This window comes from Lysinibacillus sp. FSL R5-0849 (assembly GCF_038595075.1).
GTDB classification, from domain to species: Bacteria; Bacillota; Bacilli; order Bacillales_A; family Planococcaceae; genus Lysinibacillus; species Lysinibacillus fusiformis.
In genome coordinates this window covers 2299599-2316932 of record NZ_CP152004.1, presented here as the reverse complement: position 1 = coordinate 2316932, position 17334 = coordinate 2299599, and the positions used below count along the sequence as shown (strand labels likewise).

Annotated in this window: 13 protein-coding genes; 2 read left to right on the top strand and 11 right to left on the bottom strand. The window is 35.9% G+C overall.

The genetic code is table 11. From position 1 onward, the window contains the following. Positions 1-362: 362 nt before the first annotated feature. The 8 genes from MKY80_RS11335 to allC form a co-directional block, all read right to left on the bottom strand. Entirely contained in the window at positions 363-1139 is a 777-nt protein-coding gene (locus MKY80_RS11335; RefSeq protein WP_008177538.1) for a GNAT family N-acetyltransferase, read from the bottom strand. 479 nt (positions 1140-1618) lie between these two features. After that, positions 1619-2551, bottom strand: a complete 933-nt coding sequence (arcC, locus tag MKY80_RS11330; RefSeq protein ID WP_090001481.1) for a carbamate kinase — start codon at positions 2549-2551, stop codon at positions 1619-1621. 5 nt (positions 2552-2556) lie between these two features. Then, positions 2557-3327, bottom strand: a complete 771-nt coding sequence (locus tag MKY80_RS11325) for a DUF2877 domain-containing protein (protein ID WP_008177542.1) — start codon at positions 3325-3327, stop codon at positions 2557-2559. Further along, positions 3324-4589, bottom strand: coding sequence for a DUF1116 domain-containing protein (locus MKY80_RS11320; protein ID WP_090001485.1), 1266 nt, complete (start codon positions 4587-4589; stop codon positions 3324-3326). The genes MKY80_RS11325 and MKY80_RS11320 overlap by 4 nt, the downstream gene beginning before the upstream one ends. Beyond that, positions 4589-6343 carry an acyl-CoA synthetase FdrA gene (locus MKY80_RS11315; RefSeq protein WP_239354579.1) on the bottom strand — a complete coding sequence of 585 codons (1755 nt, stop codon included), beginning with the start codon at positions 6341-6343 and terminating at the stop codon, positions 4589-4591. The genes MKY80_RS11320 and MKY80_RS11315 overlap by 1 nt, the downstream gene beginning before the upstream one ends. A gap of 17 nt (positions 6344-6360) precedes the next feature. Next, a complete protein-coding gene (allD, locus tag MKY80_RS11310; RefSeq protein WP_008177548.1) occupies positions 6361-7410 on the bottom strand; it encodes an ureidoglycolate dehydrogenase in 1050 nt (349 codons plus the stop codon). 132 nt (positions 7411-7542) lie between these two features. Then, positions 7543-8346 (bottom strand): (S)-ureidoglycine aminohydrolase, encoded by an 804-nt coding sequence (gene allE, locus MKY80_RS11305; RefSeq protein ID WP_008177550.1) that lies wholly within the window; start codon positions 8344-8346, stop codon positions 7543-7545. A gap of 43 nt (positions 8347-8389) precedes the next feature. After that, positions 8390-9619, bottom strand: coding sequence for an allantoate deiminase (gene allC, locus MKY80_RS11300; RefSeq protein WP_090001487.1), 1230 nt, complete (start codon positions 9617-9619; stop codon positions 8390-8392). A gap of 826 nt (positions 9620-10445) precedes the next feature. Between allC and MKY80_RS11295 the strand changes: the two genes are divergently transcribed. Then, positions 10446-12059: a PucR family transcriptional regulator gene (locus MKY80_RS11295; RefSeq protein WP_008177556.1), complete on the top strand. Its 1614-nt coding sequence runs from the start codon at positions 10446-10448 to the stop codon at positions 12057-12059. 228 nt (positions 12060-12287) lie between these two features. On the opposite strand, the gene MKY80_RS11290 is transcribed toward MKY80_RS11295, so the two are convergent. The 3 genes from MKY80_RS11290 to MKY80_RS11280 form a co-directional block, all read right to left on the bottom strand. After that, a complete protein-coding gene (locus MKY80_RS11290; RefSeq protein ID WP_008177559.1) occupies positions 12288-13541 on the bottom strand; it encodes an MFS transporter in 1254 nt (417 codons plus the stop codon). A 459-nt stretch (positions 13542-14000) separates the two neighbouring features. Then, positions 14001-14384 (bottom strand): cupin domain-containing protein, encoded by a 384-nt coding sequence (locus MKY80_RS11285; RefSeq protein ID WP_008177563.1) that lies wholly within the window; start codon positions 14382-14384, stop codon positions 14001-14003. A gap of 65 nt (positions 14385-14449) precedes the next feature. Next, a complete protein-coding gene (locus MKY80_RS11280; RefSeq protein ID WP_090001488.1) occupies positions 14450-15409 on the bottom strand; it encodes a 2-hydroxyacid dehydrogenase in 960 nt (319 codons plus the stop codon). A gap of 951 nt (positions 15410-16360) precedes the next feature. Here MKY80_RS11280 and MKY80_RS11275 point away from each other — a divergent pair. Next, the gene (locus MKY80_RS11275) at positions 16361-17269 is read left to right on the top strand and encodes a C40 family peptidase (protein ID WP_090001490.1); all 909 of its coding nucleotides are present in this window, start codon (positions 16361-16363) and stop codon (positions 17267-17269) included. Positions 17270-17334 lie beyond the last annotated feature (65 nt).

Genomic DNA, 17334 nt, shown 5'->3' with positions numbered 1-17334 from the left:
TATGCTATTAAAAGATTTATTCGAAAAAATCGAACACTTTTTATTCAATAACGAAGTCAATCGTCATAACTATCAGCTATCTTTATCTGAATAAAACGTCACTGCTGCTACCGTAGTCATATGGATTGACCAGAATTCTTCTGCAATGGTTTTATTGGATTAATTGTTAAACTTCCTTCAATAGGTTTTTTGCTAACACTTTGGATAAGGGTGTTCAGTGATTCTCTCCTTGAACACTGATAGCATTTATTCCCTTTCTGCGCACATAAACTCCATCGACTACAATTTCAACCAGGATTAGGATTACCTGACGAACTTATCCTACGAGCTTCTATTCGCTAGTTTTTTAATATGAGGCCCTACTACTTGGTAGAAGGTGACTGGCAGCCATAAGAGTATGCAAGACATAGAAAACCGCACTTTTCTAGGATAGGTCTACTCATCGGACTGGCGTCAACCGTAAGGATAGGATGCCCATTTTCATATGCCTTTTTTGCTCGAATTGCTAAAAGCGCTGTATAGTAACCTTTTCCTCGGGACAACGGTAGCGTTGAACCTCCCCATAAGCTAGCAAAGGAGGAGTTTTTCTCTAAGTACATCCAAGCAGCACTTACAAGCTGACCATCTTCATAAATTCCATAAAGGTATAGGGATTCAGGATCATTCTGTTTATCTCTCCAAAGTCTTTCTCCCAGCTCAGCATGCGGTACATTCCAGATGGCATCTTCTAGAACAATAATGTCTTGAATGCCTTGTTCATCCGTTATTTCCTTTAAGTCGAAGTGTTGATCATTGTTAAGCAAGGGGTGCTGATTATCTAACTTCATGACCATTAGTGCTTCAGGATCATCTATTGTGAATCCTTCTTGTTTAAGAATATCTTTCAAACTATCAGGCTTGTCGTAGCTATATACTTTCCACTCAAAATCCTGCTCAAAGTTACTAAAATAGTTTAACTCGTTCTTAATAATTTCTCTTACATTGCCTTCGTTTACATTAGATGAGACAATGAACCCATTTTCACCAAACTGTGAAATGTGGCGCACGACATGCCCCGTTTCCTCTCTTATGTAACCTTTTACTTGAGCTTCTTGTCGAAGTTCTTTGTGGAATAGTGATATTAATTCATTTTTATCCATGGGCAACCCTCCAGTATTTATTAATTTTTTTCTATTGAATCATCTTATTCCATTAATTAATCTATTGATTAGTACCAATTATTTCAGAAATAGACGTTCAACTTAATCTTTTTTATCCGTAAAAAAGACAACTTTTCCTTGTTCTACGCTCATCCCTTAAAATAGATTCACCCCGTTAAATATGTTAGCGATTTTCATAATATTCTGCCTCCTTCTTATGATAATTATATAAATTTTATCAGATTTTTCCCAAATATACACTAATAACTAATAAATCACTGTTTTCATACACTATAAAATCCCCCTCAAAAAAAGAAAAAGCGCAATTCTTGCTACAGAATCGAGCCCGTTTGCTTAATGAAGGTTTTGTAAAAAAATAGTAAGAAAGTCAAAAAGTTTGCAACATCTATAGTCCGTGATTACTCACGTCATGACTTTGCAAACTTAATGGATGATGGTCCTTGAACCATACTTTAAACTTATTTTGTTATTCGTGTACCTGCTTTTCCATTTAATGCAGCTACTGCTTGATCGATTGAACAAATGATTGACTCTTTCCCTAATTTTGCAAACTCTATAGCTGCTTGCATTTTAGGTAACATACTACCTGCCGGGAATTGTCCTTCTGCAACATACCGTTCAGCTTCAGCTACGGTAATGTGGCTTAGCTTTTGCTCATTTTCTTTACCGAAATTAATATAGACATTTGGTACATCTGTTAGCATCATGAAAACTTCCGCATTCACTTGTTGTGCTAGCTTTAATCCTGACCGATCTTTGTCAATGACTGCTTCAATACCATGTAATTGACCACTGTCTTCACGATATACTGGTATACCACCACCACCAGAAGAAATAACAATCGTTTCATCAATTAAACGTTTAATTTCATCTATTCCGTGAATCACTTTTGGTTCTGGTGAAGGGACAACGCGTCTATATCCCCGCCCTGCATCTTCTGCCATAGTAAAGCCTTGTTCTTCTAAACGATGTGCTTCTTCTTCTGAGAAAAATACACCTATTGGTTTAGTCGGATTTTTAAAAGCTTGATCATCCCTGTCCACTTCAACCATCGTTAGCAATGTAACCACATTTGTAGTAATGCCACGTTCTTTCATATGGTTTTTTAAAGCTGTTTCCATCATATAACCTATGAAACCTTGTGATTCTGCGTTACAAACATAAATTGGTAGTGGTTCGACTACATTTTTTGCAGCTTCATTTTGGGCAATGATATTCCCCACTTGCGGACCATTACCATGTGTAATGACGATATTATGACCCGCTTCTCGAATTTCTACCATATGGCCTGTTGCCGACACTACATTTTTGAATTGATTATCATAAGTTGCTTCTTGTTTTGGCTGTAAAATGGCATTACCACCTAAAGCAATAACTACACTTTTTCCCATTTCTTTCACTCCTTAGTTAATGACAAGTAGATGCCATATAACGTATCCATTCCAGAAGATGATCCTACTTCTATAAGCCTGTTCATGCTTTCTAAAGATGGATCATGTTGCAATGCTGTAATCTTCGAACTAAATACACCGTCTATAGCACAGGTTAAGAAACGCTTACTGACAATGGTTGTTAAAGGTTCCTTGATAAGTGCTTTTAGTGTTTCTAGATGCTTATGTTCGATAAAATTTTTAATAAAATGTCCGTACAATATGCCGACTAGTATATCATCACCTGTTGGCGTTAAACCATGTCCACGCCCAATAAAATAACGGAATGTCTTGTCAAGATTTTGCGTTGGATCTTGTAATCGATTAATCAAGGATAATACACGTGCTCGTTCAAAATCTGATGATTCATAGGATGTAAAGGAAATGTATTGAAAATTTTCTTTCAATTTATTTATATTTGCATGTTCAAAATCCATATCTAACGGTATTATTTTTACATTAAACACCATTTGGAAGCGATTATGAAAAAGACGATTATTGCGAAACATTAATGTATCGCCTACCTTAATATTGGTCTTTACAGTTTGTCGCGTTTGAGGATCAAGTAAGATCCCAAACGGAAATGTCCCATTTTCATCTGTACCAACAAATATCAATTCGCCATCTTGATCAACCATATTTAAACCTTTTTCAAACATACTGTGCACGGTAAAGGTTTTTTCATCATTCAATAATTGAAGTGCGATTGAACCAACCGCACTTGCTTGTAAAATCATCCTTTAAATCCTAGCTTTTGAGCATATGCTGTGATAGCTTTCTCAAAACATTCGATTGGCGGATGTACTGTACCGGCACCAATTTGTCCGTACCCCGCAATTTTATGGGCAATACCAGTGTTGATAACTGGTGTGATCCCTGTTTCAACAACTTTCCGTGCATCGATACCTAAACATGCGCCTTTAAAGTCCCAAGTTGGGATGACAAAGTTCGGGTTTTCGCTAATACAGATCTCTGTCATTTGATTACTTGTTTCAAGTGCATCATTAAATCCACCCGAACCAACAAAGCGTGTTACTGCAGGTGCTGCAATCATCGCCATACCTCCGACACCGATTGTTTCTGTAATCGCTGAATCACCGATATCTGTGTTTGCATCTTCTGCTGAGTAACCAGTGAAATATAATCCTTGCGGGGTATTCACAGGACCAGTAAACCATTCGTCTCCCATACCAGCAATACGGATACCAAAGTTTTCACCGTTTCGGCACATTGCGGTAACGACTGTACCGTGTTCGATTGTACGTGCAGCATCCATCATCGCTTTGCCAGTTGCCATAGCAATATTTAAGAAAAATTGGTCTGTGTCAGCTAAGAATTGGATTACTTCTGTACGTTGATCTTTTTCAACGTCATCTAATGAAGAAATGATTGGAGATAGTTCTTTTAAAAATGCAAGTGAAGCTGCAATATTACGCTGGTGGAACTCATCACCCATTGCAATAGCTTTAGCAATCAATACGTTGACGTTCAAGCCTCCATCAAGTGTTTTTAGGGCTTTACTTAATACGGGACCTAATACATCTTTCATCCAGTGTAAACGATTGATGACTTGCTCATTATAAGCGCCGAAGCGTAATACGGCACCAATCCCTTCGTTCATTTGACAATACGCTTCGTTACCACTCTCCTTGTTAATAACAACAAGGACTGGCATGTTAGGTGAAGTAATACCACCCATTGGTCCAACTGCATTTACATGGTGACATGGAATGAATTTGATTTGATTGTTTTCAAGTAATTCTCGTGCATTCTTTTCGTCTTCTGCCCATCCTTCAAAAAGGATTGCGCCAACACAGGAACCTTGCATAGGATCTGTCATGTTTTCATATTTAATTGGAGGTCCAGCATGTAATAACACGTACTCTTCTAATTCAGGAATCACAGATTTAGCAGGTACAACATCCGTTAAAAATGGTGCCGCTGCTATGATCTTCTGGATAACGGCTTCGTTCGCTTCATTTATTGTTTTGTATCCCATTAGATTGTACCTCCTTCATAATAGTTTAAGAATTGAAGTACTTTCATTAACTTCTCATCGCCACCAGCAATTGGGCGCCAGTTAAATTGAACACACTCTGAGCCACTGTTTTGAACAGCTTCCGTAAAGCTTTTTAGCCCAATATTGATAACGCTTGGTTTCATATTGATAAAGGACATAATTTTCTCATCCACTACTAAGCTTTCTTCTGTATAGTTAAATTTTTGTACATCAGTAATTGGTTGTTCCACTTTACCGCCTACAAGTTGGATAGCTGTGCGGACCATTTGATCGTTTGTCTTACAAATAATTGCACCACTCTCTTTTAAAATGGCAATTTGTTTATCGTACCCTTGAGTGTCCTGTGCTGTACCTACAACCGTTGCAAGCACTGCAAGTTGACGACCTTGTTGACGTGCACTATCCAAAATACGTTTGATTGTTGGTGCTAGTTCACTAGCCATATCTTCATGACCACCGTTACCGATCACGTTATCAATCATAATGACTGCAGTTGCAGGGTCGTTCATAGATTTTTCAAGCATTTCGATACGTTTTTCAGGGTCAATCATTGGATGTGGTTTACCTTTTGTATAAACATCATCACCTAAATCAATGATTTCATGAGTGTTTGTTTTTAAAACATAGCTTTCGCTTTTCTCTTCAGTCATTGTATCTTTAAAAGCATCTCTCACTAGCATAGCCGCCTCAGATGCCAAAGTACCGCCAGAATAATAACCTTTAATACCAACTTGTGATTCTTTTAATACAACGTTTACATCGGCTGTTGTTGGTTCAAAATTCGGTTTGTCACCATTTGATAATTGGACAGCTACAACTGCTGCTTCTTCAAGTGTGTAAGCATGATAGATATTCTCTTCTTGATACGAAGGTTTGTCACCTAAAAATAGCGTAACAACTGGTTTATCAATATTTCTTAATAAATTTAATACTTTGCGTTGTACTTCCTCTGCAGGTGGTTTGGAGATCACTGTAATTACTTTTACTTTCGGATCTTGATTTAACGCTTTGATGCTATCTAACATCGTGATGGCACCAACTTCCGTCGATAAATCACGTCCACCTGTACCAAGAGCGTTTGTAACACCTTTACCAAAACGGTCAATAATTGTTGTTACTTCTTGGATCCCTGTACCTGATGCCCCAACAATACCGATATCACCTTCGTTTACGTTATTGGTAAAAGCAAGAGGGACGCCGTGAATAAGTGCCGTACCGCAGTCTGGACCCATCACTAATAAACCTTTTTCATGCGCTTTTTGTTTCAGTTTCACTTCGTCTTCTTTTGAAACATTGTCACTAAACATGAACACATGTAAACCTTCGTTCAATGCGTTTTCCGCTTCCATTGCAGCATATTGACCAGGAATTGAAATTAATGCTAAATTTGGATTGTTCGCAAGCTCCATTGCACGTTTCCAGTTATGAGCTTCTTGACCTTTAGACGTATTTTGTGAATCTGAATCACCTTTTAAAGCGATCTCTACTTCTTCTTTCACTTCGTCTACTTTTTCTTCTTGATCTGTATCTACAACGATGACGATATCATTTGGCTTTGCTTTTTCTAATTCATCCGTGCCTAAGCCAGAAGATTTAAAAATGTCTTTGTTCGCTGGTGTTCCCATCATGATCGAAACTTTGTTTACACCATCAATTGCAGACAACTTGTTGGATAAAAGCATTAACACGATGGAGTCTTTATAAGTGTTTTCTTTTATAATTGTGTATAACATGATGATCCTCCAATTTATTATTCTGCAAATCTATTTTTTCCATGATAACGATCGTAATGAACGTCGTCTGACACAAGATAGTTGTAAATGTCGTCTACGATTTCAATACCTTCCTTATCATATTCTTTACTTCTTAATACACCGCGTTCACCTGGATAATAAATTTCTCCATAGCCCTCTGCCGCTGGCTGTGTTTTTAATTCATTGAGCATTGTTGTAATTTGTAGCTTGAAAGCATTCAAATCTGTGAAATAAGCAGGGTTAATGACGATATGAATTTGACCTAAATCGCGTCCTTTAGTTAAGTCTTGATACATAGAAGACACATGTATACCATGTGGGACTCCTAGAAGACTACCTGATAAAATATCTACCATCATCATCAACCCGTATCCTTTTGGACCTGCAATTGGCACGAGTGCATGAACATCTCTTGCATTCGTCGTAGGTGCACCAGTAGCATCCACAGCCCATGTATCTGGGATCGATGCATTTTTACTTCTTGCATCTAAGATTTTGCCCCATGCTTGGACAGTAGTCGCCATATCAAATGTAATGATGCGGTCATCAGCAGACGGTGCACTATAAGCAATTGGGTTTGTCCCAAAATAAGGTTCAGTTCCGCCAAACGGTACGACCATTGGATCTGATTGACACATACTTAGAGCAACCATATCTTGCTCTGCTGCCATTTCAACAAAGTAACCTAATGCACCACTATGTGAGATATTTTTCATACCAACAACGGCAACACCTGATTTTTTAGCCATTTCAATCGCTTTTTCCATCGCTTGTTTTGCTATTTGGTGACCTGGACCATTATCCCCATTAAAGACCGCAGATGCTGGTCCTGTTTGTTCAAATGTATAGTTTGGATTGGTTGTAATACCGCCTTTTGCAATCCGTTCAGAATAGTATTCAACACGTACAGCCCCATGTGAGTGAATACCTCTATAATCAGCGTATGTTAATACGTCTGCAACATCATGTGCCGCTCCTTCATTTAATCCCGCTTTCATAAACTTTTGTTTCATTAGATTAAAAAGTTCTTCTTTAGATACACGCATCTTGTTTACTCCTCATTTAATTAATATTTTGTTTCAGATTCTAAATAATCTAGAATTTTTTTAAGAAATTCTTTTGTAACTAAGATGCCTAATTTATCTTTGGATAGCTATCGGAGATAATATACTCCCTTTTTATAAATCAATATCTCTGTTTGCATCTTTAGAATAAATGTATGAGAATGGTTCATCTAAACCAATTGCATAGGTTGCTTGCGGTACATAAGCGCCCATAAAAATATAATCACCTTTATCAACCGGCATCCATTCATTGTCTAAGTTGTACATGCCTCGCCCACTTAAAACATAAGCGCCGTGTTCTTGAACGTGTGTTTCAATGTAACCATGTGAAGCACCTGGTTTGAATGAAAGAATATGAATGTTCATGTCATATCCAATTTCTTTTGGTAATAAGTCTTGAATTAATACTTCTTTCATACCTTCATATGCCTCTTGTTCGATGTCGTTCACATTACCTGTAACGACTTCTGGTGTATATCCTTTAAGAGGTTGTCCTTTAAGAGGTTGATAACGTTTTTTATATAAGAATAAGCGGCTATCCTCACCGTTATTATTATTTTCAAAAGTTAACTGTAAGTGTGGAGGCACATATAAATACCCACCTTCTGTTAATTCGTATCGCTTACCATCTGCAAACGCATTGATTTTGCCATAAACGACGTATACAAAAGATTGAATACCATCACCAGCGAAACCAGTTTTGTTTCCACCTTGGTTTTTTACAGTTACTAAGTAATCTACAAATCTTGCACCTAAACGCGGGGATCCTAAGATTGTTACGTCACAATCTTTGAAACCAGGTACAACATTATTAACTAGACCATCCGGTGTAATTACCGCATAATTGTCTTTTTTAATGACTGAACGTGTTTCTAATAAACCTTCTCTGTATCCTTGAACTTGATTTATGTAACCCATAAGTATCTGGCTCCTTTTTCATTATTTTTATTCTTTATAATTTTTATTCTTTATATGCTAGTTCATAAAGTACATCACTTAATACTTCAATACCTTTAACAAGGTCTTCTATCTTAGTCTCTTCACTAATGTTGTGACTAATTCCACCAATAGAAGGTACAAACAACATCGCCGTTGGTACATATTGAGCAAAGATTTGTGAGTCATGTCCTGCACCAGATGGCATCACTTTATATTGATTCCCTACATTGCTCTTTGCTGCTTGTTCTATGATTTGAACGATTTTTTTGTCCATCAATGTTGGTGCCTCATCCATCCATAAATGAATGTCGTAAGTCATGCTATTTGCTTCAGCGACTAATCTAATTTTGTCTTCGATTTCTGCTGCAAAATCATTTAATATTTGCTGATCAATATGACGACAGTCTACTGAGAATGTAATTTCACCAGGAACTACATTTACTGTGTTTGGTACAAGTGTGATATGACCGAACGTTAATACAAGTGGTTCCCCTATTTCTCTAGCACGTTTTGTTAAATCTGAGACAATTTCACTATAGGCAACAACTGTATCGCGACGTAATGACATTGGCGTAGTACCAGCGTGGTTTGCTTCCCCTTTTAAGTTGATCGTGAAGCGTTTTTGACCAACAATGCCATTAACAACACCGATTGTTTTGTTTTCTGTCTCTAACACTTTACCTTGTTCAATATGAATTTCAACAAATGCTTTGATGTCATTACGAACGTCAGTAGTTTTACGATAATCGAAGCCTGATTTACGCATCGCGTCTTCGAACTTAATGCCCTCAGCATCTGCAATTGTGTCAACATCCGATTTTTTAGCTAAGTTAAAGAAGTTTTTGCTACCCCAGAATGTGTAAGGGAACCGACTACCTTCTTCTTCTGCAAGGGATAATACTTCTAATGAGCGTAGTGGTTGGCCATGTTTAGCTTTTAAATATTTCACAGCCGCTAGTGCTGCTAAGATACCGAATTGGCCATCTAGATGACCACCTTCCACTACTGTGTCGATATGTGATCCTGTTAAAATGGTTTCTTCCGGATATTTACTGCCAACAAGACGCCCAGTTAAGTTCCCGATATCGTCAAAGCTTGCTTCTAACCCTTCTTCTTTGAATGCTTTTTCCAGTTCTCGAACTGCATCATTCCATTCTTGAGAATATAAAAGTCGTGTAATTCCACCTTGTTCTAAGCCACCAAAACCTGTGAATTTCTTATCTAACGATTCAAAAGTTGATTGAATATCCATACCTCTTTCACTCCTTCCTTCTTCACATTTATTATAGGTCCTACCCCATAACCATTCATTGACACAATAAACAATAATGGATGGTCTTTTTATGCACTTTAGACAAACAAATTTTGATAAGGAGCAACTATCTTGGAGTAAAAAAGAACGTAGCTATCGATTATGGAAAGGGTTTAAGGAGGCTTGTGAGTAAAGTAAATGATCAATTCTATCTTACTAAAAAACAAAAACCACATAGTAAATCTATGTAAAAACTTAGATTTTCCATGTGGTATAGTCCAGATTAAAATGATTAAAAGATAAACAATAGCCCGAGTGTCATGACACATACAAGTAGGAGCAAACCTAAGCTATATCGTATTGTATTGAAAGATATTTGACTCATTCTCAATTTGATTAACGGCTGCTTCTGCATCAAACCCTTTTAATTTAAAGATTATTAAACTAAGTAGAAATAGAAGTACAGGAAGAAAGGCTATGCCACTCACTATTTCGGTTCCAAGTGGTTTGTATGGTTGATCTCACATTGTTGTCACTTCTTTCTAACATAGCTATTCCTAACAGAGTTTAGTTGTGCAAAGGTGAACTTCTTTGTTCAAGCTACTTTAGCCATGCTATCCTTGTTGTAACCATATTTTATAAACAAAGCATCACGTAGAATATTCTGACCTAGGTCAAGCATATGATTCTTCTTTACTATTTCAAAATAAAGAATTTTATATAATAACCTTCAAAAATAGTATACAATCAGAGTGATAGGTTATCCTTGTAGCGTTTTACATACTTATTTTGGATTTATTTAACAAATATAAAGGGGATGACTCTTATGACAACATTAAAAGAAATCATGTCTGTCCAACAATTTTCTGATTTAACATTATTAAATGATGAGGGAGATTTAGAAAGAGAAGTAGAAATGGTCGATATTACAGAAACGCCTGATATTAAAAATTTCACAGCTCCTCATTCATTTATCGTCACTACTGGTATGTGTTATCAACACGACCAATCCGGATTAAAGGATCTCATTCGAGAATTAAATGATATACAAGTTGCTGGAATAGGCGTTAAATTATCACGCTTTTTAGAAAAAATTGATGATGAAGTAATAGAATATGCAAACAAGTTAAAATTCCCCATTATTAGAATCCCTGATAGTTGGAATCTCGGATCCATTACGCACCATATATCATCCTATATCTTGGATGAAGAAACTGAAAAGTTATATTTTGCATTAGATATCCAACAAGAGTTAAATACAATGCTTATGAGAGGTTTGAGCTTGGAAATGATGATTGAACGAATGAGCAGACTCCTTAGAGTCCCTGTGATGCTATTAAATCCTTTTCATCAAATTAAATCGATGAGCCATCACTTCCAAGAACACGCAGAGCAAATTCAGAAAAATCTTAGTTACTTCAAAAGATGTGTTAATTCCAAGCAAATCTCACCTAATAATAAAGCATCTTTCCAAGAAGAACATATTATATTTGAAGTTCCAGCATTTAAATATTTTCCGTATTATTTGATGGTTTCAAATGTTAATACGCTCACTTATCCATTTAGTTTGCTTGCCATAGAACAAGCCGTGAATACACTCAGTCTCGCCATTTATAAAAATAGTAAAATCAAAGAAGCAGAACAACAAGATGTAAACCGATTTTTCGAAACATTGATGTCTGAACATCCAGATAATCTTATTTCAGTCAAACAGCACCCTGAGTTTTTAAAAAAGCACCTTATTCAACCATCCAATTTCTATCAAGTGATCGTTTGTGCGATTGATCAAGAAAGGGATATGGAAAATAATATCTATTTGAATGAGCGCTATCAAATGACTTTTGAATGGCTAACACATAAGTTTACTGACATTGATCCTTCTATCAGTGTTTATAGATCTCCAGGTAATCATCGATTTACGATACTATTACAAACTAAACATCAATATTATTTAGATTACTGCAAATATATCCAAAAAGAGTATCAAAAACTTTTTAATAGCACAATGTCATTCGGTATTGGTAATGAAGTTACTGAATTCTCACAGTTACCACTCTCTTATTTTGAAGCGAATGAAGCTTTTGATCATAAGTCAGAAAGTGGTAAAGTTGAATTTATAGAACTCTATAAATCTAAAAGTGTAGAAGAATTGTTACAACTCATTCCAGCAAATAAATTAAAACCGTTTATCACGTATACACTAGGTTCATTAGCCTATCCAAAAACGACGAAAGAAAAAGAACTAAAATATACATTGAAAATCTATTTGGCGAATCATTGTGATCTGACAAAGACTTCTGAAGATATATTTATTCATCGGAATACGGTAAAATATCGTATAAAAAAATGTGAAGAGATTTTAGGTCAGTCTATCGAATCACCTGATATTTCATTGGATCTACGATTAGCATTATTTGCGTCAGAGAAAGTAAATTTTTAAACTTAAAAATCCCGCTAAAAAGCTGTTATGAATGCTTTTTAGCGGGATTCTTTTTGCCTATTTTACCGGAACACTTGCTTCCCCACCTCAATTATGAGTATGCAAATGTAGTAGCTTCTTCACAGAATTAGCTTCTTCATGGGAAGACCTCTCTGCCTTTGGGCAGTAAAAACAAAACTACCTATCAGCGGAAGATGTACTAAACCTCCATCGATAGGTAGCTTTACTTTATTCATTAGTTAGGGGATTGATTGCTTTCTTCTCTTTCACCATCACGACAAGGAAGAATAAAATCGCTGCTGCTGCAAGAAGTATTGCTGCAATATAGAATGCCAATACTTTCGAACCAGTGATATCACCAATATAACCTGTAAGAGTTGGCGCAATAACTGACGATGTCATTCCAAAGAAGTTAAAGATACCTAGTGCCTTGGCCATGCTGTTGGAAGGTACTGAATCTGTTACATAGGTAATTAAAACTGGATCAATGGCAAGTTTACCTAATAAACCATATAAAACTAATGCTGCATAAAGGACAGATGGGTTAGGTGCAAATACAGTTAAACTAATTGTTACGGCTGCACCAATTAACAAGAAGATAATTAATTTCTGTCGCATATGTGCATTTTTGTCAATATACTTAGAAAATATCAATGCGCCAGGTACTGCTGTGACTGCAACTAAAGCAGCTACATATCCTACCGAACCTTGTTCAAATCCTTTTTCTGCAACAAGGAATGATGGTAACCATGTCACAATCATGTAATAACCATAACATGTTGCAAAATAGACGAAATAAATAACTATTTTTTTGAGCGAGAATAATTCTACGCCTTGAGATACTGTGGCTTGTGTTGTTTGCTTATCTTCAGATGTTTCATTTGTAGCTGTTTTTTTGTCTTGTTTAACAAATAACGCAAATACAAATATTACAGCTACTATGAAGACTGCTATAATATAAAGCATGTTATTCCATTGGATTTCAAGGCCACCTACTAATACAGATGAGCCTACTAGACCAATAACCATCCCTAATGCCGAACCGCTGTTGATGATCGCATTAGAAAAGCTTTTCTTATCTTTTGGCATATATTTAGCTGATAAAGAGAAAGCCGCACCATAGTATGAGCCTGTCGAAAGACCTGCCATTAAAGCGCCTACATAAACTTGAGTGATTGTCGTGCTTGATCCAATGACGAATGCTGCTAATGCAAAAATGATAAACGCAGGGATTAATACTCGTTTTTGTCCAAATTTATCAACGAGTATTCCTGATGGAATTTGCATACCAGTATAGGCAAAGAAATAAATAGAGGCAATAAGTCCTACTTGAGTATCGCTAATATTACCAAGCGATTCTTGAATTTGTGGATATATTGGTGTAAGTATTGTACGATAAATCCAAATAGCTACCCAACCTAAACACAGTGCAAAAATGATTTTTTTGTAATAATTCGGGTCATTCTTAACTGTTTGTCCCATAATATGACACTCCCATTTTTCTTTTTTTTACTTATGTAGTGCTTAATTTAATTTTAGGTTATGAGTACGTAAATAACATTGTTCACTTTTAACAAAAACAGAACCAGCATTGCACATTTTAGACAAAATCCTATGTTTGAATTGTTTATAAAAGTATGACTTATGGCATTCTCATTTGCCGATCCCTACTCAGTGTTTTTGTACCTTTGCAAACTCTCCTCACAGTAAAGAAGGCTCAAATAAACAAAAATAAGCCCGACTACCCTATAGGTAATCGGACTGATCGCAATCTACGTGCAAACACCTTTGCTCAAACCCTAAATTGTAAAATAAAATTTTACTCAGGTGTGACAATTCTTTGTGATCGCACGAAAGATTCCTCCGTAGTAGATAATGCATCTACAAGGAGGAATCTTTTTTACTATGAAAACTAGTTAATCAACAGACGTGATCGTTAACTTAATGATGTTTATGCGCAATAAAGCCGATTGGTGTCGGACCTGCAATCCCTAACATGACGAAATCTCTACTAGAATTATTAGTCATTCCGTGCTTTTCACCCGCACGTGAAACTACAACATCACCAGCTTTAATTTGAACCATTTCACCACATTCTGGATAATAGTCTGCTGTCCCTTCAACAACAACCCAAATATCATCAGCTTTCTCGTGTGAGTGAAGTGGCAAAGTTTGACCTGGGTGCATACACCATATAGCTCCAACAGTATTTGGTGTTTCATAAAAAATATGTTTTGTCGCTTTATCTTCTCTAAACTGTTGAATATCAGGCCAATGGAAAATACGATTTTTTAAATCTTCTCTTGCTAATTGTTTTAATGTCATTGTATTTTCTCCTTGTTTCGAATTTCAAACTATACCCACGTTATTTACCGTTTATCAGAAAATGATTATCTGCGAATAATATTTTGAGGTTTTCCCTCTATGAATGCCATTGTGTTATCAAATGCAATTTTAGCCCGTAATTCCATTGCCTCATTCGTTAGGAAGCCTACATGAGGTGTTAAAATCGCATTTTTGGCTTGTAATAGTTTATAGTCTCCAGGAATAGGCGGTTCCATATCAAATACGTCAATACCCGCTCCTGCAATTCGCCCTTCATTTAATGCATCTGCTAATGCATCATTATCAACAATTGGGCCTCGTGCACAGTTGATTAAAATAGCTGATTCCTTCATTAATTCTAATTTTTCTTTAGAGATTAATCCTTTTGTGCTTGAAAGTAATGGTATATGTAATGACACAATATCAGATTGTGCTAATAACTCATCTAATTCCATGTATTCGATACCCAAAACTTCTGCTGCCGGATTTCTTCTAGATTGGTCTGAAGCTACTATTTTTGCGCCAAATGCTTTAAACAAACGAGCAGTCATCATACCAATCTTACCTGTACCAATCAAACCAACTGTCTTCCCTTTAATTTCACTACCTTGGAATGCTCCTGGGAAATTATCGGCATGGATTTCTTTATCACCCTGAGTGATATGACGATACACATCTAACACTAAACCAATTGTTAATTCAGCAACTGCTTGATTCGCATATCCAGCTGCATTACATACCATAACATCTTGGTTTCTCGCTTGTCCGATACCTACATGATCTACACCTGTAAAGGCTACATTTATTAATTTTAAATTGGCATTTTGATCAATTACTTCTGTAGGATAAGGATTATTAGCAATCATAATTACATCTGCACCTTCACTACGTCTTGCTAATTCTGCACGATCCGTTGTTTTCTCGTTGTAATAAACAAATTCATGACCAGCCTGTTTGATCGGCTCCGCTAATTTTTCAATGATCGAATCTGAGACATTTAATGGTTCTAATAATTTGACTAACATTTCAATCAATTCCTTCCTATTGTTTTTGAATACGTCTGTTGATTAACTAGTTTCCATAGATTTATAGAAGAGAGATACATTTCTTCAAACTGTTATTTCACAGTAAGAAGAGGAAAATTTTTTTTGAACATTTTGCACAAAAAAAGCAGATACTTTCGTTTTCAATCACTTCCTTTTTTATTTTTTATTATGTTAATTGCTTAATTTCATTGTAGGATAGGAGCCTTTAAATAACATTGTTCACTTTAAACAAAAATAGAATCGACATTACATGTTTTTGACTAAAGCTACTATTTAAAATAACTAGAAATACGCTTTATCTAAATTAGGATTACTTTCCCTTTCTGCTCTCTGCACAAAAAATCAGCCCTGGTAATCCTAAGATTATCGGACTGATTCGATCTATATATGGATGCTAAAGTTGCGATAAAATCAATATAACTCTCTTTAACTTTGCCTTTCAAATGAATAAGTTAATATGTAGCCTTGATCAAACCTATTAAGTTTGAATAGTTATTATCTATTGCAAATTCTTCACCTAAGATGGCACATTTGCCGCTGGGCAATAATCTTACTAAGAATACTTTTGTTGATAGCCTTAAGCAAGCTAAATTGACCATAATTCCATGCCCTCCTATTTTTATAACGATGATTCATTATTACATCTCAACTTTTTATATTTTTCTAGCAAGAGATATTAATTATCGAATGCATCCACATTTAGCATAAATATAATTAATAGCTCTTATATCCCTTAATATCCAATTAATTCATATATTTTTAGTAAAATTGACCATAATTATTGCAGATACATTACACAATTAAAAATAACATGTCAGAATCATAGGAAAGTGTTAATCAGTAATATTATTGAAAAATAACTCCTAACCGTTTCGTGATATTCTTACTTTAGTTCAAAAACGATGGCTTTTTGAAAGGGGTAAGGATTAATTGAAGAAAAAAATATTACTACCGATTTTTGCATCTTTTATGTTCTTTACAGGAATAGGTATTCACGATGCGCAAGCAGCTACATATACAGATATAACAAATACAGCAAAAGCATATATTGGGGCTCCTTATAAATATGGAGGTACAGATATTAAGACAGGTGTTGATTGTTCTGCCTATACACAATTAGTATTTTCTAAGTTAGGTATTTCATTAGAACGGACATCAAATGCTCAATATCAACAAGGTACTTCTATTGCTAAAGACAATTTAAAGACTGGCGATCTCGTATTTTTTAATACTTCGGGAAGCGGTGTTTCACACGTTGGCATTTACATAGGTGACAGCAATTTTATTTCGGCTACTACAAGTTCAGGGGTTAAAATTGATAAAATCAATGACCCCTATTATTGGGGATCTCGTTACGTGGGGGCAAAACGTGTTGCGAGCTTCTCTGATTATGGAGAGGTAAAAGATGCTGAAATAGACTTTACTATTTATTCATCACGTGGAGAAGTGGCTCTTAAATTAGCTAAGAAGCTACAATTAGATACTAGTCATACAAATTCAAGTTTTCCTGATGTAAAGCCAGGTTCTAAATATGCAGGTGCTGCTGAAGCCCTTAAAAAAATCGGTGTATTTACTGGTGATGAAAACGGGAAATTCAATCCAGGTTCACCTATTACACGCGGTCAATTATCAAAAGTGTTAGTAGAAGCATTCAACTTAAAACAACAGGGCGCAACAGAAAACTTTGTAGATGTTCCAGGATCACATTGGGCTAACAGCTATGTATCCATTCTTGCATCCAATAAAATTACGGTAGGTAAAGGTGATAATTTATTTGGTGTGAACGATAATGTGACAATCGAACATTTAGATGCATTTATCCAACGATTAACTCAATAACATGAATGGCGTTTCACATAGATGAAACGCCATTTTTTTAAATTTCAAGCTCCCCTTCCCCCGCT